We start from the raw sequence: 22,593 nt of genomic DNA, 5'->3' as shown, positions 1-22,593 counted from the left end.
CGTTATCCGCCTTCACGCGCCCTTCACGGGGCGCGAGTTCGCCCCTGGGGAGCACCCCCCTGAGCGCCGTGCGCGGGGAGGCTGTCGCGCTACGCGTCCTCGGCGAGTTCCAGCCAGCGCAGCTCCAGCTCGTCCCGCTGACCGGCCAAGTCCCGCAGCTCCGCGTCGAGTTCGGCGACCTTCGCGAAGTCGGTGGCGTTCTCCGCGATCTGCGCATGCAGCTTGGTCTCCTTCTCGGAGATCTTGTCGAGCTGCCGCTCGATCTTCTGCAACTCCTTCTTGGCGGCGCGCAGATCGGCGGCGCTCTTCTCCGGTACGGCCTTGTCGGCGGCCGGGGCGGGGGTGGCCGCGGCGGCGACCCGGGCCTCCATGCGGTGGCGGCGCTCCAGGTACTCGTCGATGCCGCGCGGCAGCATCCGCAGGGTGGCGTCGCCGAGCAGGGCGAACACGCGGTCCGTGGTGCGCTCGACGAAGAACCGGTCGTGGGAGATGACGATCATCGAGCCCGGCCAGCCGTCGAGGAGGTCCTCCAGCTGGGTGAGGGTCTCGATGTCGAGGTCGTTGGTGGGCTCGTCGAGGAAGAGGACGTTCGGCTCGTCCATGAGCAGCCGCAGCAGCTGCAGGCGGCGCCGCTCACCACCGGACAGGTCACCGACCGGCGTCCACTGCTTCTCCTTGCTGAAGCCGAACGTCTCGCACAGCTGCCCGGCGGTCATCTCGCGCCCCTTGCCGAGGTCGACGCGCTCGCGCACCCGCTGAACGGCTTCCAGGACACGCCAGTCGGGGTCGAGCTCGGCGACCTCCTGGGAGAGGTAGGCGAGCTTGACGGTCTTTCCGACGGCGATCCGCCCGCCGGCCGGCTGTGCCTCGCCCTCGGTCAGCGCCGCGTCGGCCATCGCCCGCAGGAGCGAGGTCTTGCCCGCTCCGTTGACGCCGACGAGGCCGATCCGGTCACCGGGCCCGAGCTGCCAGGTCACATGCTTGAGCAGCACCTTGGGACCGGCCTGGACGGTGACGTCCTCCAGGTCGAAGACCGTCTTGCCGAGCCTGGACGAGGCGAACTTCATCAGCTCGCTGCTGTCCCGGGGCGGCGGGACGTCCCTGATGAGTTCGTTGGCCGCCTCGACCCGGAAGCGCGGCTTGGAGGTACGGGCAGGGGCGCCGCGCCGCAGCCAGGCCAGCTCCTTGCGGACGAGGTTCTGCCGCTTGACCTCTTCGGTGGCGGCGATGCGCTCGCGTTCGGCGCGGGCGAAGACGTAGTCGGAGTAGCCGCCCTCGTACTCGTAGACGTCGCCGCGCTGGACATCCCACATGCGGGTGCAGACCTGGTCGAGGAACCACCGGTCGTGCGTGACGCACACGAGCGCCGACCGCCTCTCCCGCAGGTGCTGGGCGAGCCAGGCGATGCCCTCGACGTCGAGGTGGTTGGTGGGCTCGTCGAGGACGATCAGGTCCTGTTCCTCGATGAGCAGCTTGGCGAGCGCGATGCGCCGCCGCTCGCCGCCGGAGAGCGGGCCGATCACGGTGTCGAGGCCCTGCGGGAAGCCCGGCAGGTCGAGCCCGCCGAAGAGCCCGGTGAGCACGTCCCGGATCTTGGCGTTCCCGGCCCACTCGTGGTCGGCCAGGTCCCGGATGACCTCGTGCCGGACGGTCGCCTCGGGGTCGAGCGAGTCGTGCTGGGTGAGCACTCCGAGCCGCAGTCCGCCGGAGTGGGTGACCCGGCCGGTGTCTGCCTCCTCCAGCTTGGCCAGCATCCGGATCAGGGTCGTCTTGCCGTCGCCGTTGCGCCCGACGACACCGATGCGGTCCCCCTCGGAGACGCCGAGCGACACACCGTCGAGCAGGGCACGGGTGCCGTACACCTTGCTGACGTTCTCGACATTGACCAGGTTGACGGCCATTTTTCTCCTGCCCCGGGGGATCGGTCAGCCTCCCAGCGTAATGTGCGCCGGTCGGTGACCGATCCCCGCACAGGTCAGCGGCGGGCGGCCGCCGTGCGGACCTCGGCGAGGAGGTCGTACATCGTCTGGCCGGGGCACTCCGTCTCCAGCCAGTCGCGGTGGCCGCTGACCGTGTCGACGTCCTTGGTGACGCCGTTGACCGGGTTGACGAAGGTGGTCCTTCCCGCGGGGTCGAGGCCCTTGAAGCGGGAGATCACCTTGATCAGCCGGATCAGCGAGGCCTTGGCCGCGTCCGTCGGCCCGCGGTCGTTCAGGGTGCCGAGGAGGGCGATGCCGAGGTTGCCCGAGTTGAAGCCGGCGGTGTGGAAGGCGGTGACGAGGTCGCCGTCCGGGTTGAAGGCGGGGATGCCGTCGTCGCCGGAGTAGCGGCCCTCGTAGACGTTGCCCGCCTCGTCGATGAGGAAGTGGTAGCCGATGTCGCCCCAGTCCAGGCTGACCGCGTGGTACTCGTAGATGCCCCGGATGGTCGCCGCCGGGTCCGGGTCGTCGTTGGGCGTGGCGGTGTGGTGGACCGTGATGGTCTGCAGCGCGTAGTACTTCTCCGGCGAGTTGACCTGGCCGTCCTTGTAGCGCTTGGACTCGTCGGCGCCCCAGGCGGGGCGGGAGAGGTAGCGCACGCCACGCACGCGTGTCGGCTCGCTCGGCACCTTGAAGGTGCGGTTCGGGCCGTCGGTGGTGTCGATCGCCAGGGAGTGCACGCCGCTGGCCCCGGCGGGGGTCTTCAGCTGGTACGCGGTGGCGTTGCCGGCGGCGACCAGGGCCGTTCCGCCGCCGTCGACGGTCGCGCAGCCGGCGGTCAGCTGCTGCCAGGTGCCCGGGGCGGCGTCACCGTCGGAGAACCGGATACCGGCGCCGTCCTGCGTGCCGCTCCAGCGCAGGGCGACGTAGGAGGCGGCGAAGGCGGTGGTGGCCTTGCCAGTGCCGGTGGCGGCTTCGGTCCGGGTGGCGGGGAACTTCTCCGGCGTCGTACCGGAGTCGCCGGAGCCGGAGCCGGAGTTGTCCGTCGCGCCGGAGTCGGTGGACGCGAACACCATCGGCGTGAGCGCGGCCCCGGCGGCCACCGCCCCGCCGGCGGCGATCACGCCGCGCCGGGACAGGGAGCGCTTTCTACGGTGAGACAGCTGGGTGGGGGTGGGGGATTCGGACACGGAAGTACGCCTTCCAGAAGTGCATGTGACGGGCGTCGGCGCACACGGGCTCAACGCCCGGGCCGACGCTTGAAACGTCAACCGACCCTAACCGCCCCACCTGTCCCCCGCGTACTGCCGGTGCAGTACTTCCGTGTGGAGATCGAGCGAAGAACGCCTACTTGTGAGTACGGCGTCACGCTCCGGCGGCACGCACGACAGTGGCCCCCGGCGCGGGCCCCGACGCCGTGCGCACCGCGCGACACATGCCGGACGACCGCAGCGTCTCGGCCACCGCCGCCGCCGACTCGGCGTCGCGGGCGAGGAACGCGGTGGTCGGCCCCGAGCCGGAGACGAGCGCCGTGAGCGCGCCCGCGGCACGGCCGGCGGCGAGGGTGTCGGCGAGCTCCGGGAAGAGGGAGAGGGCGGCAGGCTGGAGGTCGTTGGAGACGGCGGCGGCGAGCGCGTCGGGGTCGCCCTTCGCGAGGGCGTCGAGGAGCGGCTCGGAGGCGACGGGCGCGGGGATGTCCGCGCCCTCGCCGAGCCGGTCGAACTCCCGGAAGACGGCGGGCGTCGACAGCCCGCGGCCGGCCATCGCGAACACCCAGTGGAAGGTGCCGCCCACCTCCAGCGCCCGCAGCTTCTCGCCCCGCCCGGTGCCGAGGGCCGCCCCGCCGACCAGGCTGAACGGCACGTCGCTGCCCAACTGGGCGCAGATATCGAGGAGTTCCTCGCGGGAGGCGTTCGCGCCCCACAGCGCGTCGCAGGCGAGGAGCGCGCCCGCGCCGTCCGCGCTGCCGCCCGCCATGCCGCCGGCGACCGGGATGTCCTTGGCGATGTGGAGGTGGACGGCGGGGTCGATCCCACGGCGCTCGGCGAGAGCGATCGCCGCCCGCGCCGCCAGGTTCGTGACGTCGAGCGGGACCTGGTCGGCGTCCGGCCCCTCGCAGGTCACGCGCAGCTCGTCGGCCGGGGTCACGGTGACCTCGTCGTACAGGCCCACGGCGAGAAAGACATTGGCGAGGTCATGGAAGCCGTCGGGGCGGGCGGCGCCCACCGCGAGCTGGACATTGACCTTGGCGGGGACGCGGACGGTGACGCTCACTGCTGACCCGACTCCTTGTCGTCTTCCCTGCGGTGCTGCTTGTGCTCCGCGATACGCACGAACTCCTCGACGGTCAGGGCCTCTCCGCGCGCCTGCGGCGAGACCCCGGCCGCGACGAGCGCCGCCTCGGCGGCCGCCGCCGAGCCCGCCCACCCGGCGAGCGCGGCCCGCAGCGTCTTGCGGCGCTGGGCGAAGGCGGCGTCGACGACGGCGAACACCTCGCGCCTGGAGGCGGTGGTCTTGATCGGCTCGGCGCGCCGGGTCAGGGACACCAGTCCGCTGTCGACGTTCGGCGCCGGCCAGAAGACGTTGCGCCCGATGGCACCGGCCCGCTTGACCTCGGCGTACCAGTTGGCCTTCACGGACGGCACGCCGTACACCTTGGAGCCGGGTCCGGCGGCCAGGCGGTCGGCGACCTCCGACTGCACCATGACCAGGGTGCGTTCGATGCTCGGGAAGGTCTCCAGCATGTGCAGGAGGACCGGGACGGCCACGTTGTAGGGGAGGTTGGCGACGAGGGCCGTGGGCGGCGGGCCCGGCAGCTCGGCGACCTGCATCGCGTCGGAGTGCACCAGCGCGAAACGGTCGGCGCGCTCGGGCATGCGGGCCGCGATGGTGGCGGGGAGCGCGGCGGCCAGCACGTCGTCGATCTCGACGGCGGTGACGCGGTCGGCGACCTCCAGCAGGGCCAGGGTCAGGGAGCCGAGCCCCGGACCGACCTCGACGACCACGTCGTCGGGGCGGACCTCCGCGGTGCGGACGATACGGCGGACCGTGTTCGCGTCGATCACGAAGTTCTGGCCGCGCTGTTTGGTGGGGCGTACGCCCAGGGCGGCCGCGAGTTCTCGGACGTCGGCGGGGCCCAGAAGGGCGTCGGGGGTGGGGCTGCTGCTCACGGCGACAAGGGTACGGGGCGGCAGGACCCCGCCGTGCAGCCGTGGCCTGCCGCTGGTCGCGCCGCCGGGTCGGCTCCCGTCCCGCGGCCAGGACACACCCCCGTGCCGCCGGGCTGCGCACCGCCCCGGCGTCGGCACCGACGCCGGGCGAGCGAGCGGCCGGGGTCACCCGTGCAACCGCGCCCCGCAGTGCGGCCAGGGGCTGGCCCCCTGCCGCACGAACAGCTTCTTCGCGCGCATCGTCTGCTCCGCCGCCGGAGCATCCTGCGGCCGGCCCTTCCCCCCGAGGCTCCGCCAGGTCTGCGCGTCGAACTGGTACAGCCCCCCGTACGTCCCCGAGGAGTCCACCGCGTCCGGCTGCCCCCCGGACTCGCACGCGGCCAGCCCCTGCCAGTTCAGGTGATCCGCACCGCGCACGGACGTCGGCAGCGGCTTCGTGCCCACCTTCACCACCTGGGTCTGCGGCTCCCGCACCACCTCGGACTTGATCCGCCGCGGCTTCTGCCGGACACCGTTGACCGTGCGCAGCGAGTACGTGATCCGCCGCAGGCCGGGCTGCCCCGCCCGCTCGACGACCTCCGTGCCCCGGAAGACCGAGGGATCGTCGACCCGCTCCACCGCGAACGGGATCGCCTCGTCGCGGATCTCCTTCCTGCCGGTGATCCTGAGGACCGTGATGGTCTGACCGTCCCGCGGGAAGCTCTCGGGCTCGACGGACGTGGTGTCCTGTCCGTGCAGGGTGATACCGGCCTGTTCCACGACTTCGCGCACGGTCGCCGCGTTCGTTCGGATGGTGCGGGCCAGGCCGTCCGCCATGATCGTCACCGTGCGCTCGGTGCGCACGTCCAGAGCGAGGCCTTCGCGCCCGATGCGCCGGGAGCGCGCCGTCGACAGATACGCCCCCTCCGCCCGCACCCCCAGCTGCTTGAGCGCGGCCTCCACCGTGTGCGCCGTCGTCCACACCTGGCGTCGCTGACCGTCGAGCGTGAGCCGTACGGGCCGCCCGTAGCGCACGGCGACCTCGTCACCGTTGCTGAGCACCGCGCCCGGGGCGGGCGCCACCACATCGTGCGCCCCCACCTCGACGCCCTCCTCGGCCAGCAGTTCCGTGACGTCGTCCGCGAAGGTGTGCAGGGTGCGCTGCTTGCCGTCGACGCTCAGCTCGACCGCCTTGTCCTTCGCGACGAAGGCGGTCGTTCCGCCCGCGAGGAACGCGACGACCAGCGCCTGCGGGACGAGCCGGCGCATGGGCCCGTCCGCCCGCTCGGCGGACCGCGCCTTGTGCCGGGGCGCGGCCCGCCGCCGGGCTCCGGAGCGCCCGCCGGGCCGGCGCGCCCCTTCGGCCACCTCGTACGCGGGCCGGTAGGTGTCCTCGTATGCCTCCCGGCCGGTCCCGTACGTGCCCGTCGCATATGTGTTCGTGCGCGTCTCGTACGTCTCCGTCCGCGTCTCGTACAGCCCGGAGCGTGTGTCGTACGCCCCCGGCACCCCGTAGCCCAGCGTCTTTGCGCTGTACGGGTCGAAGCCGCCGTACTCCGGGGGCTCGTGGGCCCGACTCGGGCCATATGTCTCGAACTGCGCGTTGCTCACGACGACACGCTCCAGCGGAGGGGTCCGTTTCGGGCCCACAGAACCTAGCGGAGCGGTGATTACTCTCCAAAGTCACCCGATTACTCAGCGTGTCGAAACGGAGTGAGGGGAACCCGGCGAGCGTTATCCGGCGGTTATCCGTCAGTAACCGAAGGCACGTGCCGTGTTCGACCCGAGGGCCGCCGCCAGCGTGTCCTCGTCGATGCCGCGCACGGCGGCCATGGCACGCACCGTGACCGGAATGAGATACGGGGCGTTGGGCCGTCCGCGGTACGGGACCGGCGTGAGGAAGGGGGCGTCGGTCTCCACCAGGAGCAGCTCCAGCGGGGCCACGGCCACCGCGTCCCGCAGGTTCTGGGCGTTCTTGAAGGTGACGTTGCCGGCGAAGGACATGTAGTAGCCGGCGGCGGCGCACACCCGGGCCATCTCGGCGTCCCCCGAGTAGCAGTGGAACACCGTCCGCTCGGGCGCCCCCTCCTCCTTCAGGACGCGCAGGACGTCCGCGTGGGCGTCGCGGTCGTGGATGACGAGGGCCTTGCCGTGCCGTTTGGCGATCTCGATGTGGGCGCGGAAGGACGCCTCCTGTGCCTCCTTGCCCTCGGGCCCGGTGCGGAAGTAGTCGAGGCCGGTCTCGCCGACGCCCTTGACCTGGGGCAGCGCGGCCAGCCGGTCGATCTCGGCGAGCGCCTCGTCCAGCGCCCGCGCGCCGCCCGGCTCCCGCGCGCCCTGCCGCGACCAGCCGTCGGGGTCCCCGTGCACGATCCGCGGGGCCTCGTTCGGGTGCAGCGCGACGGTCGCGTGCACGGCGTCGTAGCGCGCCGCCGTCTCGGCCGCCCACTGCGAGCCGCGTACGTCGCAGCCCACCTGCACGACCGTGGTCACCCCCACCGACGCCGCCTTCGCGAGCGCCTCCTCCACCGTGCCGGACTGCATGTCGAGGTGGGTGTGGGAGTCGGCGACCGGCGCCCGGAGCGGTTCCGGGAGGGGCGGGGCCGCGTGCTTGTCGGAGGCGTTCGAAGGCATGCCCCGATCCTACGAAAGGGGCATGCCCGCTCAGCCGGCGCTCGGCTCAGCTCGCCTTGCGGTGGAAGACGTGCAGGAGGTCGGAGAGATGCCAGTGGTGGTCGCGGGGCTCTGCCGTCGTCGGCTCCGGCTCGCGCTGGCTGGGGATGGGGCGGGGGCGGTGCAGGGAGTTCTGCACGGAGGACACCTGCCCGGGACGCATGATCCGCACGATGTGGCCGCCGCAGTTCTGGCACATGGGCCGGCTCAACGGGGACGGAACCACCTGGCCGTCCGCCACGTACATCACGAACTCACGGCCCTCGCCGTCGGTGTGGTGCTCTATCTCGTACGACTGTTCCCAGCCGTGCCCGCACCGCATGCAGGCGAAGGAATACGACTCGTGGACGACGGCGGTCGCGGCGCTGCGAAGGCCGGTGCTCTGCTTGGCGTTCTCACTCATGCCAGCTCCTGTGGTCCGCTGGTGGAACGGGTTGCGTCCCGTCGTCCAGTGGACTCCGCGGCCGGGGCCGACGCACGTGACCTGTCGAGTGTTTGGGCCCATTTGAACGTTCCTTGCCGCAACGGCCGCTCGGCTTTACCCGGCCATGGGGCGCCCGCTCAGCCGAGATACACCCTGCTCACACGGCACTTCACGCCCCCGCGTTCTTCGCGGCCACCACCGCGTCGAAGACCTCTCTCTTCGGCACCCCGGCCGCCGCCGCCACCGCAGCGATCGCCTCCTTGCGCCGCTCCCCCGCCTCCTCCCGCACCCGCACCCGCCGCACGAGCTCCTCGGCGCCGATCTCCTCGGCCCCCTTCTCGGGCGCCCCCTCGACCACGACGGTGATCTCCCCGCGCACCCCCTCGGCCGCCCAGGCGGCCAGCTCACCGAGCCCGCCGCGCCTGACCTCCTCGTACGTCTTGGTCAGCTCCCGGCACACGGCGGCCCGCCGCTCGGCGCCGAACACCTCGGCCATCGCGGCGAGCGTGTCGTCGAGGCGGTGCGGTGCCTCGAAGTAGACGAGCGTGCGCCGCTCCTCGGCGACCTCCCGCAGCCGCGACAGCCGCTCCCCGGCCTTCCGCGGCAGGAACCCCTCGAAGCAGAACCGGTCGACGGGCAGCCCGGACAGCGCGAGCGCGGTGAGCACGGCGGACGGGCCGGGTACGGCCGTGACCCGGATGTCCTTCTCGACAGCCGCGGCGACCAGGCGGTACCCGGGGTCGGACACGGACGGCATCCCGGCGTCCGTCACCAGCAGCACCCGCGCGCCCCCGAGCAGCTCCGCCACCAGCTCCGGCGTCCGCGCCGACTCGTTGCCCTCGAAGTAGGACACGATCCGCCCTCTGGGCGTCACCCCGAGCGCCTGCGTCAACCGCCGCAGCCTGCGGGTGTCCTCGGCGGCGACGACGTCCGCACCGGCCAGTTCCTCGGCGAGCCGGGGCGGGGCGTCCGCGCTGTCGCCGATGGGGGTGCCTGCCAAAACAAGGGTTCCTGTCACGTTTCCATCCTCGCAGGGCGCATCCACGGGACTCCCACAGACGTGTTCCCTACGATGGCGCGGTGACCAGTACCGCGTCCTCCATGGACACCCGGCAGGACCAGGCACCGCAGGAGCAGCGGCCGTCGTGGCAGCAGCGGCTGCGCCGATTCGGCTACACGGCGGCGGCCGGAAGCGACGTACGCGACCGGCTCGTGCCGCCGTACGTCCGGCCCAGCCCGCGGATGTGGCAGTTCCTCGGCGTCTCGCGCCCGCTCGCCGAGCGGATCACGCGCTGGTCGGGCTGGGGCGGGCCGCTGCTGGTGACGCTGCTGGCGGGGGTGCTGCGGTTCTGGAACCTGGGCAGCCCGAAGGCGGTGATATTCGACGAGACGTACTACGCCAAGGACGCCTGGGCGCTCGTCCACCGCGGCTTCGAGGTCAGCTGGGACAAGAACGCCAACGATCTGGTCCTGAAGCTGGGCGACCAGGTCCAGATCCCGACGGACGCGGCGTACGTCGTGCATCCGCCGGTCGGCAAGTACGTCATCGGGCTCGGCGAGCTGATGTTCGGGTTCAACCCGTTCGGCTGGCGGTTCATGACGGCGCTGCTCGGCACGCTCGCGGTCCTGATGCTGTGCCGCATCGGCCGCCGCATCTTCCGCTCCACCTTCCTCGGCTGTCTCGCGGGCACGCTGATGGCGGTGGACGGGCTGGCCTTCGTGATGGCCCGCACCTCGCTGCTCGACGGGGTGCTGATGTTCTTCGTGCTGGCCGCGTTCGGCTGCCTGGTGATCGACCGGGACCGGGCGCGGGCGAAACTCGCCGCCGCGCTGCCGGCCGACCCCGACGGCCGGGTCCGCCCCGACGCGCACATCGGCGACACCCTGCCCCTCGGATGGCGCCCCTGGCGCTGGCTGGCCGGCCTGATGCTGGGCCTGGCCATCGGCACCAAGTGGAACGGCCTGTACTTCCTGGTCGCCTTCGGCCTGATGACGGTGCTCTGGGACGTCGGCGCCCGCAAGGTCGCCGGCGCCTCCCGCCCGTACGCGGCGGTGGTCAAGCACGACCTGGGCCTCGCCTTCCTGGCGACCGTGCCGGTGGCGATCGTCACCTACCTCGCGTCCTGGACCGGCTGGATCCTCTCCCCCACGGACGGCACCGGCGGCTACTACCGCAACTGGGCGACCGCCGACGGCCGCAGCAGTGACTGGTCCTGGCTGTTCCCCGACTGGTGGCTCAGCCTGTGGCACTACGAGCACCAGGTGTACGAGTTCCACGTCGGCCTGTCCTCCCCGCACACCTACCAGTCCAACCCGTGGAGCTGGATCGTCGACGGCCGCCCGGTGTCGTACTTCTACGAGTCGCCCCTGCCCGGCAAGGACGGCTGCCCCGTCGACGCGGGCGAGAAGTGCGCGCGCGAGGTGCTGGCGATCGGCACACCGCTGCTGTGGTGGGTGGCCGCCTTCGCGGTCCTGTACGTCCTGTGGCGCTGGTTCTTCCGCCGCGACTGGCGGGCCGGGGCCATCGCCTGCGGTGTGGCGGCCGGCTATCTGCCCTGGTTCCTGTACCAGGAGCGCACGATCTTCTTCTTCTACGCCATCGTCTTCCTGCCCTTCCTCTGCCTGGCCGTGGCCATGTTCCTCGGCGCGATCATCGGCCCACCGCGCGCCGGCGACACCCGCAGGGTGGCGGGGGCCACGGGCGCGGGTGTGCTGGTGCTGCTGATCGCCTGGAACTTCATCTACTTCTGGCCGATCTACACGGGCACGGCGATCCCCATCGACCAGTGGCGGTCGCGGATGTGGCTGGACACCTGGGTCTAGCTGCGTAACAGGTGGAGTCAGTGATCGTTCATTCAGGTATGAACCTGACTAAACGGACACTTGCTGTCATCGCCCTCGCCGGTGCGGCGGTCATGTCGGCCTCCACCGTCGCCGCCGCCGACGCCCGCGACGCGACTCCCCAGCGCACGCAGTACCTGGTGTACCCGTACGCGGGCGCCTACCCGCCCGGGGTCATCCCCTTGGCGGTGGCGGCTCCCACCAGCGCCCTCCTCGGCATCAACCCCTTCGGCGTCCTCTGAGGGGTGTGAGGGGCGTCTTCCGCTGAGCGCTGTGGCCGGCCGGTCGGGCCGGTCACAGCGCTCAGTCATGTCCGATCGCCTCCGCGGGCACTCCTCGGCCACTCCCACACCCACAAACCGCCAACAAAAAGAAAACACCTTCCACAGGTTTCCCTCATGCCACTTACAGTGCGGGAGACGAAACGGGGAGGGGACGCATGTCCAAGGGGGTCAAGGTCGCCGTCATAGGCGGCGTGTTCGCCGTGATGGTGGGCGGTGCCGGGTACGGCGCGTACAACATCGTGTCCGCGCTGAACGGCGGTGGGGCGACGGGGGCGGCGTCACCGAAGAGCGGGCCGCCGAGCGGTGACGAGGTCGAGGAGACCACGCAGAAGTTCTTCGCGGCCTGGGAGAAGGGGGAGTCGGCGCGGGCGGCGGCGTACACGAACAACGACGCGGCCGCCGTGTCGGTGCTGACGTCCTACCGCGAGCAGGCGCACATCACCGGCGTGAAGATCACGCCCGGCACGGCCAAGGGCGCCACCGTGCCCTTCAAGGTCGACGCCAAGGTGTCCTACGGCGGCAAGTCCAAGGCGCTCAGCTACGAGAGCAGGCTGACGGTGGTGCGCGGGCTCACCACCGGGCGGGCCCTGGTCGACTGGCGGCCGACCGTGCTCCACCCGCAGCTGAAGAAGGGCGACACCCTCGTCACCGGCGAGGCCGCGAGCCCGCCCATCGAGGCCGTCGACCGCGACGGCACCGTGCTGACGAAGGAGAAGTACCCCTCCCTCGGCCCGATCCTGGACCGGCTGCGCGAGAAGTACGGCGCCAAGGCGGGCGGCGAGCCCGGCATCGAGCTGGCGGTACGGCACGCCGACGAGTCGCCGGACACCTCGCTGCTGACCCTCTCCGAGGGCCGGCCCGGCAAGCTGGAGACCACGCTCAGCGCGGGCGTGCAGGCGGCGGCCGAGAAGGCGGTGAAGCGGTACGCCCAGTCCTCGGTGGTGGCCCTCAAGCCGAGCACCGGCGAGGTGCTGGCGGTGGCGAACCACCGCGACGACACCTGGAACGCGGCCTTCGAGGGCAAGGTCGCCCCGGGCTCCACGATGAAGATCATCACCGCGGCGATGCTCATCGACAACGGCGTGACCTCGATGAACGGCCCCGCCCCCTGCCCGCCGACCGCCACCTGGCAGAGCCAGACCTTCCGGAACCTCCCGGGCCTGGAACCGAACGAGACCGCGAGCGCCACCCTCGCTAACGGCTTCATGCGCTCCTGCAACACGGCCTTCATCAAGCTCGTGGACGAGGATCCGCTCTCGGACGCCTCGCTCACGGCCGAGTCGGAGGAGCGGTTCGGACTGGGCGGGGACAACTGGAAGACCGGCATCACCTCCTTCGACGGCAGCGTCCCGGCCTCCGGCGGCCCCAACCGCGCGGCCAACGCCATCGGCCAGGGCGATGTCCAGATGAACCCGCTGAACATGGCCTCGGTGACGGCCACGGCGATCACGGGTCAGTTCCGGCAGCCGTATCTGGTCTCGCCCGACCTCGACGACCGGGAACTGGCCACCGCCCAGGGGCTGCGGTCGAGCACCGCCGCCCAGCTGAAGCAGATGATGCGGCTGACCGCGACCCAGCCCCAGGGCACCGCCACCCGCGCCATGGCCGGGCTCACCGGCGACATCGGCGCCAAGACCGGGTCCGCCGAGGTCGACGGACAGAAGACCTCCGACAGCTGGTTCACCGGCTTCCGCAATGATGTGGCGGCCGCTGCCATGTCCCAGGGAGGCGGCCACGGCGGCGACGCGGCGGGGCCGATTGTCGCAGACGTGCTACGGGCGTCCGGCTGAACTCACCCTCCACAGGACGGGACTCTAGGGTGGGCGTCGTCGTTATGCGTGAGGGCAGCGGGGCGGCGGGGACCCCTGGGATTTCGCGAGGGAACGGAAAGCAGTGGGCAACAGAAAGCGCGTCGCCGAGCGACGGAAGACCAACCCCGCCGTGCTCGGCGGGATGATCGCCGTGGTCATCGGCGGCGCCGGCTTCGGCGTCTACACCCTGTACGGCGGCGGAGCGGCGGCCGAGGACCGTACGCAGACGGCGGCCTCCTCCGCCGACGACAAGGCGAAGAAGGTCAGGACCGGCCCGCTGTCGGCCAAGGAGGTCACCTCCGCGGCCGAGACGTTCCTCACCGCCTGGCAGCAGGGCAAGGTGTCCGAGGCGGCCACCGCCACGGACGACGCGAAGGCCGCCCGGACCCTGCTGACCGGCTACACCAAGGACGCCCACATCAAGGACGTCACCCTCACCGCCGGTACCCGCACCGGCGACAAGGTCCCCTTCTCCGTGACGGCCACGGTGTCCTACAAGGGCATCAGCAAGCCGCTCGCGTACGACAGCGCGCTGACCGTCGTCCGGCGGGCCGAGGACGGCAAGCCGCTCGTCGAGTGGCACTCCGCGGTCGTCCACCCCGACCTGAAGGACGGCGACAGGCTCGTCACCGGTGAGTCCGGCACCCCGCCGGTCAAGGCGCTCGACCGGGACGGCGGCGACCTGACCGAGGCCGAGTACCCGTCGCTGGGCTCGGTCCTGGACGGGCTGCGCGAGAAGTACGGCGAGAAGGCCGGCGGCAAGGCGGGCGTCGAGCTCCAGGTGGTCCGGGGCGAGCAGTCCAGGAAGGCCGAGCTGTCCGACAAGACCCTGCTGGAGCTGAGCAAGGGCACATCGGGCACGCTGAAGACGACGCTGAGCCCGACGCTGCAGGCGGTGGCGGAGAAGCAGGTGGCCGCCAGGTCGAGGGCGTCGGTGGTCGTGCTGCGTCCGTCGACGGGCGAGATCCTTGCGGTCGCCAACTCCTCGAAGGGCTTCAACACCGCCTTCCAGGGTTCCCTCGCGCCCGGCTCCACGATGAAGGTCATCACCTCCTCGCTGCTGATCGAGAAGGGCCTGGCGTCGGCGGACAAGCAGCACCCTTGCCCGAAGTACTTCACCTACGGCGGGTGGAAGTTCCAGAACGACGACAAGTTCGAGATCAAGGACGGCACGTTCAAGGCGAGCTTCGCCCGCTCCTGCAACACGGCCTTCATCAGCCAGGCCCCCGAGCTGGACAACGACAGCCTGACCAAGCAGGCCCAGCAGGTCTTCGGGCTCTCCCTGAACAACTGGTCCGTCGGCGTCCCCACCTTCGACGGCTCCGTCCCGGTCCAGTCGCAGGCCCAGATGGCGGCCTCGCTCATCGGCCAGGGCGGGGTGCGGATGAACCCGCTGAACATGGCGTCGGTCTCGGCGACGGTCAAGGAGGGCATCTTCAAGCAGCCGTACCTGGTCTCGCCGGAGGTGGACGGCCGGCAGCCGGCGACGGCGTCCCGCACCATGTCCACGGCCACGCTGTCGCAGCTGCGGGAACTGATGGCCTACACGGCGGCCTACGGTACGGCGGCCGAGGCGATGTCCGGGGTCACCGGTGACGTCGGCGCGAAGACCGGCTCGGCGGAGGTCGACGGCCAGAAGAAGCCGAACGGCTGGTTCACCGCGTACCGGGGCGACCTGGCGGCGGCCGGTGTGGTCCAGGCGGCCGGCCACGGTGGGGAGACGGCGGGGCCGATCGTGGCGGCGCTGCTGAAGACGGGCGGCTGAGTCTCAGCGCCGCGCGGGTGCGGCGGCCAGATACGTCCGCCGCAGGAACCTCATCAAGGCCTTCGTCTCGAACTGCACGACCGACACCCCCTGCGCGGAGTGGAACTCCACCACGGCCTGCACCCGTCCGCACGGCCACACCCGTATCTCTCCGCTCCCCGCGGGGGCGCGCAGCCCCTGCTCCAGCAGGGAACGCGAGAACGTCCACTCGTGTGCCTCACGGCCGGGCAACCGCACCCGCACCGAGCGGGGGTCGATCTCGGGGTCGTAGCGCAGGATGACCGGCACGGCGTCCTGCTCCTCCGCCAGGATGTCCGCGTCCGTGACGATATGGGCTCGCGCGTACTGTTCGACTGCAGACATCGGCAGGCCCCTTACGCTGCGTGACCTATGCGAAAGCTGTGCCTCCGCTCCCCCTCCAATGTCGCATATCTTCCGGAAAGCGCCGCCCGGGACCGGCGTATCTCACCTGTGCGATACACAAGCTCCTCGCTCTTGCAAGCCGTTCGCATTAAGCCACTATCATCGAACGGTGCACGTACCTGACGGATTCATAGACGCCCCCACCTCGGTCGCGACCGGAGTGGCCGCCGCGGCCGCCGTCGCCGTGAGCCTGCGCGGCGCGCGCCGTGAGCTCGACGAGCGGACGGCGCCGCTGGCGGGTCTGGTCGCCGCGTTCATCTTCGCGGTACAGATGCTGAACTTCCCGGTCGCGGCCGGGACCAGCGGACATCTGCTCGGCGGCGCCCTGGCCGCGATCCTCGTGGGCCCCTACACCGGCGCGCTGTGCATCTCCGTCGTCCTGCTCATGCAGGGTGTCCTCTTCGCGGACGGCGGCCTCACCGCGCTCGGCGTGAACATCACCAACATGGCGGTCGTCGGCGTCGTCGTCGCCTACGCCGTCTTCCGTCTCCTGGTGAAGGTCCTGCCGAGGACGCGGGGGTCGATCACCGCCGCCTCCTTCGTCGCCGCGCTCGTGTCGGTGCCGGCCGCGGCGCTCGCGTTCACGTTCCTGTTCTGGATCGGCGGCACCACCGACGTGTCGATCGGCAAGGTCGCCACCGCCATGGTCGGCGTCCACCTGCTGATCGGCATCGGCGAGGCGGCGATCACCGCGCTGACGGTCGGCGCCGTCATCGCCGTACGGCCGGACCTCGTGTACGGCGCACGTGATCTGCGCCGGCCGCTGAAACTGCGGGTCGGCGACGAACTCGTCGACGCTCCGGCGCCCGCGGCCGGGCAGCCTGCCGCGGCCCGCGCCTCCCGCCGCACCCTGTGGATCGGCGGCCTGGTCACCTCCCTCGTCCTCGCCGGGTTCGTCAGCTTCTACGCCTCCGCCAGCCCCGACGGTCTGGAGAAGGTCGCCGAGGACAAGGGCTTCGCCGAGTCCGCCGAGGAGCACGCCACCGCCGACTCCCCGCTCGCCGACTACGGCGTCAAGGACATCGACAACGCCCGTCTGTCCGGCGGCCTCGCCGGCGTGATCGGCGTCGGTGTCACGGTCGTCGCGGGCAGCGCGGTCTTCTGGGCGGTGCGCAGGCGTCGTACGGACGAGGGGGCCGACACCTCGCCCACGAGCGCCGGCGTCTGACATGGGCGCCGGGCACGCGCACAGGCTCTACCGGCACGGGCACTCGCCCGTGCACGCCCTGCCCCCGCACGCCAAGCTCGCCGCCACGTTCGCGTTCGTGGTGGTCGTGGTGTCGACGCCGCGGGCGGCGATGTGGGCGTTCGGGCTGTACGCCGTGCTGCTCGCGCTCGTCGCGTACGCCGCGCGCGTGCCCGCCGGCTTTCTGCTCAAGCGGCTGCTGATCGAGGTGCCGTTCGTGGCGTTCGCCGTGCTGATGCCGTTCGTGGCGGAGGGCGAGCGGGTCGAGGTGCTGGGCATGTCGCTGAGCGTCAACGGGCTGTGGGGCGCCTGGAACGTGCTCGCCAAGGGCACCCTCGGCGTCGCCGCCTCCGTCCTCCTCGCCTCCACCACCGAGCTGCGTGAACTGCTGCTCGGCCTCCAGCGGTTGAAGCTGCCGCCGCTCCTCGTGCAGATCGCGTCCTTCATGATCCGGTACGGCGATGTCATCACCGACGAGATGCGGCGGATGCGCATCGCCCGTGAGTCGCGCGGCTTCGAGGCGAAGGGCGTCCGGCACTGGGGCGTGCTCGCCAAGTCGGCGGGGGCGCTGTTCATCCGGTCCTACGAGCGCGGCGAGCGCGTGCATCTGGCGATGGTCAGCCGTGGGTACGCCGGTTCGATGCCGGTGATCGACGAGGTGACCGCGTCCCGGGCGCAGTGGTCGTACGCCCTCGCGCTGCCCTTCGCCGCCCTCGTCGTCTGCGTGTTGGGATGGACCCTGTGAGCACTGCTTCCGCTTCCCTGGAGGTCTCCGGCCTCGCCTTCGCCTACCCCGACGGCCACCAGGCCCTGTTCGGCGTGGACTTCTCCATCGCGCGCGGCGAGCGGGTCGCGCTGCTCGGGCCGAACGGCGCCGGCAAGACGACCCTCGTGCTGCACCTCAACGGCATCCTGAGCGGCGGGGTGGGCAGCGTGCGGGTGGCCGGGCTGCCCGTGGACCGGAAGAACATGGCCGAGATCCGGCGCAAGGTCGGCATCGTCTTCCAGGACCCGGACGACCAGCTCTTCATGCCGACCGTGCGCGAGGACGTGGCGTTCGGGCCGGCGGCGGCCGGGATCAAGGGGACCGACCTGGAGGAGCGTGTCGACCGTGCTCTGGGGCAGGTCGGCATGCAGGAATTCAAGGACCGCCCCCCGCACCACCTCTCCTTCGGCCAGCGGCGCCGGGTGGCGGTGGCGACCGTGCTGGCGATGGAGCCGGAGATCCTCGTGCTGGACGAGCCGTCCTCCAACCTCGACCCGGCCTCACGGCGCGAACTCGCCGACATCCTGCGCTCGTTGGACGTGACCGTCCTGATGGTCACGCACGACCTGCCGTACGCCCTGGAGCTGTGCCCGCGCTCCCTGATCCTGAGCGAGGGCACGATCGCCGCGGACGGGCCCACCGGCGAGCTGCTCTCCGACGACGGGCTGATGCGGGCCCACCGCCTGGAGCTGCCCTTCGGCTTCGATCCACGCTCCGTGACAATGGGCGCGTGACGAACGAGAAGCCCGCGAAGGAGGGCGCTTCACCGCTGCTGGACGAGCAGCTGTGCTTCGCGCTGTACGCCGCCCACCGCGCGGTGACGGCCGCGTACCGCCCGCTCCTCGACGAGTTCGGGCTCACCTACCCGCAGTACCTGGTCCTGCTGGTGCTGTGGGAGCGCGGCGAGACGACGGTGAAGGAGCTGGCGGCGGCGCTGCGGCTGGACTACGGCACCGTCTCCCCGCTGCTCAAACGGCTGGAGGCGACGGGCCTGGTACGGCGTGAGCGGTCGGCGCGGGACGAGCGGTCGGTGCTCGTCGCGCCGACGGAGCGCGGGCTGGAGCTGCGGGAGCGCGCGGCATGCGTGCCCGGCGCGCTGCTCGCGGCGACGCAGCTCGGTGAGCCGGAGGTCGCCCGGTTGCGCGAGGAGTTGTGGCGGCTGGCGGACCGGGCGGAAGCCGCCGCGCACCGCGCCCGCTGACCCGGTTACCCGCGGTTTCCACCCCCTGGTAACGGCAGCTTCGTTACCGGCAAGTACCTTGTGCACGATGTACTTGTGCGCCCGCGTGACGGAGGCGCACATTGATACGGCTTCTGGGGGAGGGCCAGCCATGACCGCCGACGGCACCGCGCCGGACACCCGTCCGACGAAGATCATGTATGTCGCCGAGGCCACCGCGCACGGCGGCCGGGACGGCTATGTCACCAGCCAGGACGGCCAGATCGAGCTGAAGGTCGCGATGCCCCCGGAACTGGGCGGCGACGGCAACGGCACCAACCCCGAGCAGCTCTTCGCCGCCGGCTACAGCTCCTGCTTCCACAACGCGCTGATCCTGGTCGGCAACCGCGAGGGCTACGACCTCACCGGCTCCACGGTCGCCGCGAAGGTCGGCATCGGCCCCAACAAGCACCGTGGTTACGGCCTCGCGGTCGCCCTCAGCGTCTCGCTGCCGGTGCTGGACGCGGACCTGGCGGCCAAGCTGGTGGACGCGGCGCACGAGGTGTGCCCGTACTCCAACGCGACCCGCGGCAACATCGACGTCACGATCCTGCTCGGTTAGCGAGACGTCGGCCACACAACGGAATCCAAGGCCGTACGGCCGTGTTGGGATGGCTGTCGAAGGCGCACGGGACAGTCGCGGAGGGAGTACGGGCGTGGACGTGAACGGCACAGTGGCCGAGGGCTTCGAGCCGGTCAGGGAAGCGTTCGTACGGAACTTCAGCTCGCTCGGGGAGCGCGGCGCGGCCCTCGCCGTGTACCGGGACGGGCGCAGGGTCGTCGATCTGTGGGCCGGCGCGAAGGACGTCGACGGCACGCAGCCGTGGCTGAGGGGCACCGCACAGGTCGTGCGCTCGGCGACCAAGGGCGTCGCCGCGGCCGTACTCCTGCTGCTGCACCAGCGCGGGGAGCTGGACCTGGACGCGCCGGTGGGCGAGTACTGGCCGGAGTTCAAGGCGCACGGCAAGGAGCGGCTGCTGGTGCGGCATGTGCTGAACCACCGCGCCGGGCTGCCGGTCCTCGACCGTCCGCTCACGCCCGAGGAGGCGCTGGACCCGCACCGCGGACCCGAGGCGGTGGCCGCGCAGGCCCCCGTGTGGGAGCCGGGCACCGACCACGGCTATCACGCGCTGACCTACGGGTGGCTGCTGGACGAGCTGGTGCGGCGGGTGACCGGGCGGTGGGCCGGCGAGTGGATCGCGGCCGAGATCGCCGCTCCGCTGGGCGCCGACCTGTGGCTGGGGCTGCCGGAGTCGGAGGCGGGCCGGGTGGGCCGTACCGGCCGGGTCGAGGGGCCCGAGCCGGCGGGCGGGCTGCGCTCGCGTCCGAAGCGCTCGGTCACCGCGGCCTACGACGACCCGGACTCCCTCACCCGCCGCGCGTTCGCCGCCATCACCCCGTTCCCCGACCAGAACGACCCGGCCTACCGCGCCGCCGCCCTCCCCGCGACCAACGGCATCGCGACGGCCGACGGTCTGGCCCGCTTCTACGCGGCGCTGATCGGCGAGGTCGACGGCGTACGGCTCTTCGACCCGGCGACGGTGGAACTGGCGCGGGCCGAGGAGTCGGCGGGCCCGGACCGTGTCCTGGTCGTGGGCACCCGCTTCGGCCTCGGCTACATGCTGCACGGCACCGCGTCCCCCCTGCTGGGCCCGGGCTCCTTCGGCCATCCCGGCCGCGGCGGCGCCCTCGGCTTCGCCGACCCGGACGCGGGGATCGCGTTCGGCTATGTGACGAACGGCTTCCGCAAGACGGTGACGGCGGATCCGAGGGCGCAGGGGCTGATAAGGGCGGTGCGAGCCTCCCTCGACGGTTAGGCGGGCCGGGCGTACCGGCTCACACGTGGATCGGGTGCGAGGTGCGCCCGGACGCCGCGTCGATCTCGCCGTGCGCCTTGGTGAGCAGCTGCATCGCCAGCTCGTTCAGTGCCCGGGCGCCGGCGATCTCCTCACCGACCCTTGGCTGATTCGCGTCCGTGTGGTGCCGAGTGGCGTGTCCGTGGGCCCGAACCTCGGAGCCGTCTGGCAGGCGCACCAGCGCGACCGCCCGCGTGTGCTGGTCGTCCTCCAGGAACTCCAGCTCGACATGCCATCCCACTGCGGTGTGCATCATGACGATCACCTCCGGAATCTCTGCTTCCAGGGTGCGCCTCGCAGGGCGTCGCCGACTAGTCGGGTTCGGCGAACTCCTCGGGCCGCGGGGCGGGGGCGGACGGCCGGGTGCGGGCAGGCGAGCTCAGGGAGGTCAGCCGTCCGGCCAGCAGGCCGGTCCGCTCGGCGACTTCCCGTACCAGTTCGGTGCGTGTGCGGCGCTGCCGGCGGTAGGAGATCTCCATGGTGCCGAGCGACATCGCGGCGCCGATCAGCACCGCGCCGGCCATGGCGGCGTAGAGCCGCACCGTGCCCAGGCCCGCCGCGCGGTAGGCCAGCCCCGCCGCCAGGAACAGCGCCGCGGTCAGCGTCAGCCACAGGACGTAGCAGCCGAGCCGGACGGGGTGGTCCTGGACCAGCCAGCCCATGCGGGCCCGCGCGGCCTCCTGCGCCATCCGCCCCGACGCACGGCCGATCTCGGCGAGTTCCCACGCGGCCTTCTCCCGCTGCTCCCGCGACAGCGGTCGCGCCCACCCGCTCATCCGGACCTCCAGGCGTACGACCGCCCGCCGCAGCTCCTGCCGGGACACCCGGTTGGAAAGCTCCTGCGGCCACCTCGTCCACAGGTCCCTGTCCCGCCGCTGGAGCCGGATGAGGGTGGCGGTCCCGCGAGCCACGCCGAGCATCGCGCACAGCACCACGCCCCAGGACGCCAGGGCCCCCGCCTCGCCCTGCGCCGAGAGGCCGCCGATCACCGAGACGAGAGCCACCGCCATGGCGACCGGCCAGGTCTGCCCCAGGTACGTCCGGTACTTGACCTTGTGCAGTTCGCGCTCCCAGGCGTCGATACGGCGGCACAGCGGGCCGTGGACCACGCCGACCGCCACCAGGGGCGCGCTCATCAGCAGCAGCGACCACGAGGCGGCGTACAGCGGGAACGGAAGGTCGTCCGCCGTCACCCAGCCGTCGCCCCAGTCGATCGCGGGCACGCCGAGGAGGATTCCGGCCGCGAGCACCGCCGTGCCGGCGGTCGGCCACCTGCCGCCGCCCGGGACGGCGCGCTGCGGTGGTGCCGGGACGGGCCGCCAGGTCGGCGCCACCCGGGACTCCAGTACGGCGACCAGTTCGTTCAGGTCGTGCCGGAACCGTCGCACGCGCAGGCGTTGGGCCTGGCGGTGCGCCAGGTCGCGGGCGCCGGACGGGAGTTCGGTCGGCTTCGGCGGTTCGGCGTCGTCGAGGAGGAGGGGGATGACGGTCCGGCCGGCGCCCAGGGCCTGTTCGATCTCCTGGCGGACCCAGTCGTCCGGGCGGTCCAGCCGCCGTGTCCCCGACTCGTCCCGCGTGTCCGTCCAGCCCTCGTGGATCACCACGAGCAGGACCTCGCAGTCCGCCACCCGCGCGCGCAGCGTGTCCGGGTACCGCTGCCCCGGCACGATGGACGCGACATCCCGGAACACCTGGTCCTCGCCGAAATACTGTTCGAGCCGGTCGTACAGTTCCCGCACGACGTCTTCGTGATCGCCCCTGCGGTAGTTGATGAAGATGCCGCCCACGCCGCACACCCTAGAGCGACAGGGAAGATCCATGGACGCCCGTGAACAGGCTTGCGCCTTCTGCGAGATCGCCGCCGGCACCGGCGGGGCGCGCGTGGTGTACGAGGACGCGCACACCCTCGCCTTCTTCCCGCTGGCGCCCGCGACCCGGGGGCACACCCTCGTGGTGCCCAGAGCGCACTCAGCCGACCTGTGGGCGATGGACGAGACGGCGGCTCAGCACCTCTTCCGCACCGTGCTGCTGGTGGGCGGCGCGCTGCGCGCGGTCCTCCGGCCCGACGGCATGAACGTCATCAGCTCCGCGGGCGCGGCCGCCTCACAGTCCGTCTTCCACACCCATGTGCATCTCGTACCGCGCCGGCCCGGCGACCCGATGGGTCCCATCTGGCCCCCGAAGGGAGCCGGGTTCCGGGACGAGGACGACCCGGCGGCGGACGCCCTCGCCGCCCGCGTCTGCGCGGCGATCGGCCGTCCGGGGCGGTGAGTTCGC

22 protein-coding genes are annotated in these 22,593 nt (G+C 71.9%); 11 read left to right on the top strand and 11 right to left on the bottom strand.

Going from position 1 to position 22,593, the window contains the following annotated elements; translation table 11 throughout:
• Nucleotides 1–89 precede the first annotated feature (89 nt).
• From AQI70_RS25210 to rsmI, 8 genes are all read right to left on the bottom strand, one after another.
• Nucleotides 90–1,901 (bottom strand): ABC-F family ATP-binding cassette domain-containing protein, encoded by a 1,812-nt coding sequence (locus AQI70_RS25210; RefSeq protein ID WP_062153871.1) that lies wholly within the window; start codon nt 1,899–1,901, stop codon nt 90–92.
• A 74-nt stretch (nt 1,902–1,975) separates the two neighbouring features.
• Entirely contained in the window at nt 1,976–3,109 is a 1,134-nt protein-coding gene (locus AQI70_RS25205; protein WP_341845964.1) for a peptidoglycan recognition protein family protein, read from the bottom strand.
• A gap of 175 nt (nt 3,110–3,284) precedes the next feature.
• The gene (locus tag AQI70_RS25200) at nt 3,285–4,193 is read right to left on the bottom strand and encodes a 4-(cytidine 5'-diphospho)-2-C-methyl-D-erythritol kinase (protein ID WP_062153867.1); all 909 of its coding nucleotides are present in this window, start codon (nt 4,191–4,193) and stop codon (nt 3,285–3,287) included.
• On the bottom strand, nt 4,190–5,089 hold the full coding sequence (gene rsmA, locus AQI70_RS25195; RefSeq protein ID WP_062153864.1) for a 16S rRNA (adenine(1518)-N(6)/adenine(1519)-N(6))-dimethyltransferase RsmA: 900 nt from the start codon (nt 5,087–5,089) through the stop codon (nt 4,190–4,192). Before rsmA ends, AQI70_RS25200 begins: the two co-directional genes overlap by 4 nt.
• A gap of 165 nt (nt 5,090–5,254) precedes the next feature.
• Nucleotides 5,255–6,679, bottom strand: a complete 1,425-nt coding sequence (locus tag AQI70_RS25190; RefSeq protein ID WP_062153862.1) for a resuscitation-promoting factor — start codon at nt 6,677–6,679, stop codon at nt 5,255–5,257.
• 141 nt (nt 6,680–6,820) lie between these two features.
• On the bottom strand, nt 6,821–7,702 hold the full coding sequence (locus tag AQI70_RS25185) for a TatD family hydrolase (protein WP_062153861.1): 882 nt from the start codon (nt 7,700–7,702) through the stop codon (nt 6,821–6,823).
• A 46-nt stretch (nt 7,703–7,748) separates the two neighbouring features.
• On the bottom strand, nt 7,749–8,144 hold the full coding sequence (locus AQI70_RS25180; RefSeq protein ID WP_062153858.1) for a hypothetical protein: 396 nt from the start codon (nt 8,142–8,144) through the stop codon (nt 7,749–7,751).
• 190 nt (nt 8,145–8,334) lie between these two features.
• Complete coding sequence (gene rsmI / locus AQI70_RS25175) at nt 8,335–9,183, bottom strand: 16S rRNA (cytidine(1402)-2'-O)-methyltransferase (RefSeq protein WP_079051466.1); 849 nt, start codon at nt 9,181–9,183, stop codon at nt 8,335–8,337.
• Nucleotides 9,184–9,245: 62 nt separating this feature from the next.
• Between rsmI and AQI70_RS25170 the strand changes: the two genes are divergently transcribed.
• The 4 genes from AQI70_RS25170 (at nt 9,246) to AQI70_RS25160 (ending at nt 14,866) form a co-directional block, all read left to right on the top strand.
• Nucleotides 9,246–10,988 carry a dolichyl-phosphate-mannose--protein mannosyltransferase gene (locus AQI70_RS25170; RefSeq protein WP_062153854.1) on the top strand — a complete coding sequence of 581 codons (1,743 nt, stop codon included), beginning with the start codon at nt 9,246–9,248 and terminating at the stop codon, nt 10,986–10,988.
• 38 nt (nt 10,989–11,026) lie between these two features.
• The gene (locus AQI70_RS39255) at nt 11,027–11,248 is read left to right on the top strand and encodes a hypothetical protein (protein WP_159042702.1); all 222 of its coding nucleotides are present in this window, start codon (nt 11,027–11,029) and stop codon (nt 11,246–11,248) included.
• A gap of 197 nt (nt 11,249–11,445) precedes the next feature.
• Nucleotides 11,446–13,080 carry a penicillin-binding transpeptidase domain-containing protein gene (locus tag AQI70_RS25165; RefSeq protein WP_062153852.1) on the top strand — a complete coding sequence of 545 codons (1,635 nt, stop codon included), beginning with the start codon at nt 11,446–11,448 and terminating at the stop codon, nt 13,078–13,080.
• Between the two features lie 103 nt (nt 13,081–13,183).
• On the top strand, nt 13,184–14,866 hold the full coding sequence (locus AQI70_RS25160) for a penicillin-binding transpeptidase domain-containing protein (protein ID WP_062153850.1): 1,683 nt from the start codon (nt 13,184–13,186) through the stop codon (nt 14,864–14,866).
• Nucleotides 14,867–14,869: 3 nt separating this feature from the next.
• Here AQI70_RS25160 and AQI70_RS25155 read toward each other — a convergent pair whose 3' ends face one another.
• Nucleotides 14,870–15,229: an SsgA family sporulation/cell division regulator gene (locus AQI70_RS25155; RefSeq protein ID WP_062153848.1), complete on the bottom strand. Its 360-nt coding sequence runs from the start codon at nt 15,227–15,229 to the stop codon at nt 14,870–14,872.
• Between the two features lie 169 nt (nt 15,230–15,398).
• On the opposite strand from AQI70_RS25155, the gene AQI70_RS25150 reads away from it, so the two are divergent.
• From AQI70_RS25150 to AQI70_RS25125, 6 genes are all read left to right on the top strand, one after another.
• Entirely contained in the window at nt 15,399–16,457 is a 1,059-nt protein-coding gene (locus AQI70_RS25150) for an energy-coupling factor ABC transporter permease (protein ID WP_062153846.1), read from the top strand.
• A 1-nt stretch (nt 16,458) separates the two neighbouring features.
• A complete protein-coding gene (cbiQ, locus tag AQI70_RS25145) occupies nt 16,459–17,220 on the top strand; it encodes a cobalt ECF transporter T component CbiQ (RefSeq protein ID WP_004000537.1) in 762 nt (253 codons plus the stop codon).
• Nucleotides 17,208–17,975, top strand: coding sequence for an energy-coupling factor ABC transporter ATP-binding protein (locus tag AQI70_RS25140; RefSeq protein WP_062153844.1), 768 nt, complete (start codon nt 17,208–17,210; stop codon nt 17,973–17,975). The genes cbiQ and AQI70_RS25140 overlap by 13 nt, the downstream gene beginning before the upstream one ends.
• Complete coding sequence (locus AQI70_RS25135; protein WP_062153842.1) at nt 17,972–18,442, top strand: MarR family winged helix-turn-helix transcriptional regulator; 471 nt, start codon at nt 17,972–17,974, stop codon at nt 18,440–18,442. The genes AQI70_RS25140 and AQI70_RS25135 overlap by 4 nt, the downstream gene beginning before the upstream one ends.
• 130 nt (nt 18,443–18,572) lie before the next feature.
• Nucleotides 18,573–19,022: an organic hydroperoxide resistance protein gene (locus AQI70_RS25130; protein WP_062153840.1), complete on the top strand. Its 450-nt coding sequence runs from the start codon at nt 18,573–18,575 to the stop codon at nt 19,020–19,022.
• A 94-nt stretch (nt 19,023–19,116) separates the two neighbouring features.
• Nucleotides 19,117–20,277 (top strand): serine hydrolase domain-containing protein, encoded by a 1,161-nt coding sequence (locus AQI70_RS25125; RefSeq protein ID WP_062153838.1) that lies wholly within the window; start codon nt 19,117–19,119, stop codon nt 20,275–20,277.
• Nucleotides 20,278–20,296: 19 nt separating this feature from the next.
• Here AQI70_RS25125 and AQI70_RS25120 read toward each other — a convergent pair whose 3' ends face one another.
• Both AQI70_RS25120 and AQI70_RS25115 read right to left on the bottom strand, forming a co-directional pair.
• Complete coding sequence (locus AQI70_RS25120) at nt 20,297–20,572, bottom strand: DUF1876 domain-containing protein (RefSeq protein ID WP_062154150.1); 276 nt, start codon at nt 20,570–20,572, stop codon at nt 20,297–20,299.
• A gap of 55 nt (nt 20,573–20,627) precedes the next feature.
• Nucleotides 20,628–22,103: a toll/interleukin-1 receptor domain-containing protein gene (locus tag AQI70_RS25115; RefSeq protein WP_062153836.1), complete on the bottom strand. Its 1,476-nt coding sequence runs from the start codon at nt 22,101–22,103 to the stop codon at nt 20,628–20,630.
• A 31-nt stretch (nt 22,104–22,134) separates the two neighbouring features.
• Here AQI70_RS25115 and AQI70_RS25110 point away from each other — a divergent pair, with 31 nt between their 5' ends.
• Entirely contained in the window at nt 22,135–22,587 is a 453-nt protein-coding gene (locus tag AQI70_RS25110) for an HIT family protein (RefSeq protein ID WP_079051464.1), read from the top strand.
• Nucleotides 22,588–22,593: the final 6 nt, after the last annotated feature.

Source organism: Streptomyces curacoi (assembly GCF_001513975.1).
Classification (GTDB): domain Bacteria; phylum Actinomycetota; class Actinomycetes; order Streptomycetales; family Streptomycetaceae; genus Streptomyces; species Streptomyces curacoi.
Note: the sequence above shows the minus strand (reverse complement) of the source record. Positions and strands in the feature narration are given on the sequence as shown.

Bases quoted from the DNA above. Each gene is read 5' to 3' on its own strand.
- AQI70_RS25110 (WP_079051464.1), top strand. From the start codon at position 22,135: ATGGACGCCCGTGAACAGGCTTGCGCCTTCTGCGAGATCGCCGCCGGC.
- AQI70_RS25155 (WP_062153848.1), bottom strand. From the start codon at position 15,229: ATGTCTGCAGTCGAACAGTACGCGCGAGCCCATATCGTCACGGACGCG.
- AQI70_RS25165 (WP_062153852.1), top strand. From the start codon at position 11,446: ATGTCCAAGGGGGTCAAGGTCGCCGTCATAGGCGGCGTGTTCGCCGTG.
- AQI70_RS25180 (WP_062153858.1), bottom strand. From the start codon at position 8,144: ATGAGTGAGAACGCCAAGCAGAGCACCGGCCTTCGCAGCGCCGCGACC.
- AQI70_RS25120 (WP_062154150.1), bottom strand. From the start codon at position 20,572: ATGATGCACACCGCAGTGGGATGGCATGTCGAGCTGGAGTTCCTGGAG.
- AQI70_RS25130 (WP_062153840.1), top strand. From the start codon at position 18,573: ATGACCGCCGACGGCACCGCGCCGGACACCCGTCCGACGAAGATCATG.
- AQI70_RS25185 (WP_062153861.1), bottom strand. From the start codon at position 7,702: ATGCCTTCGAACGCCTCCGACAAGCACGCGGCCCCGCCCCTCCCGGAA.
- AQI70_RS39255 (WP_159042702.1), top strand. From the start codon at position 11,027: ATGAACCTGACTAAACGGACACTTGCTGTCATCGCCCTCGCCGGTGCG.
- cbiQ (WP_004000537.1), top strand. From the start codon at position 16,459: ATGGGCGCCGGGCACGCGCACAGGCTCTACCGGCACGGGCACTCGCCC.
- AQI70_RS25140 (WP_062153844.1), top strand. From the start codon at position 17,208: ATGGACCCTGTGAGCACTGCTTCCGCTTCCCTGGAGGTCTCCGGCCTC.
- AQI70_RS25210 (WP_062153871.1), bottom strand. From the start codon at position 1,901: ATGGCCGTCAACCTGGTCAATGTCGAGAACGTCAGCAAGGTGTACGGC.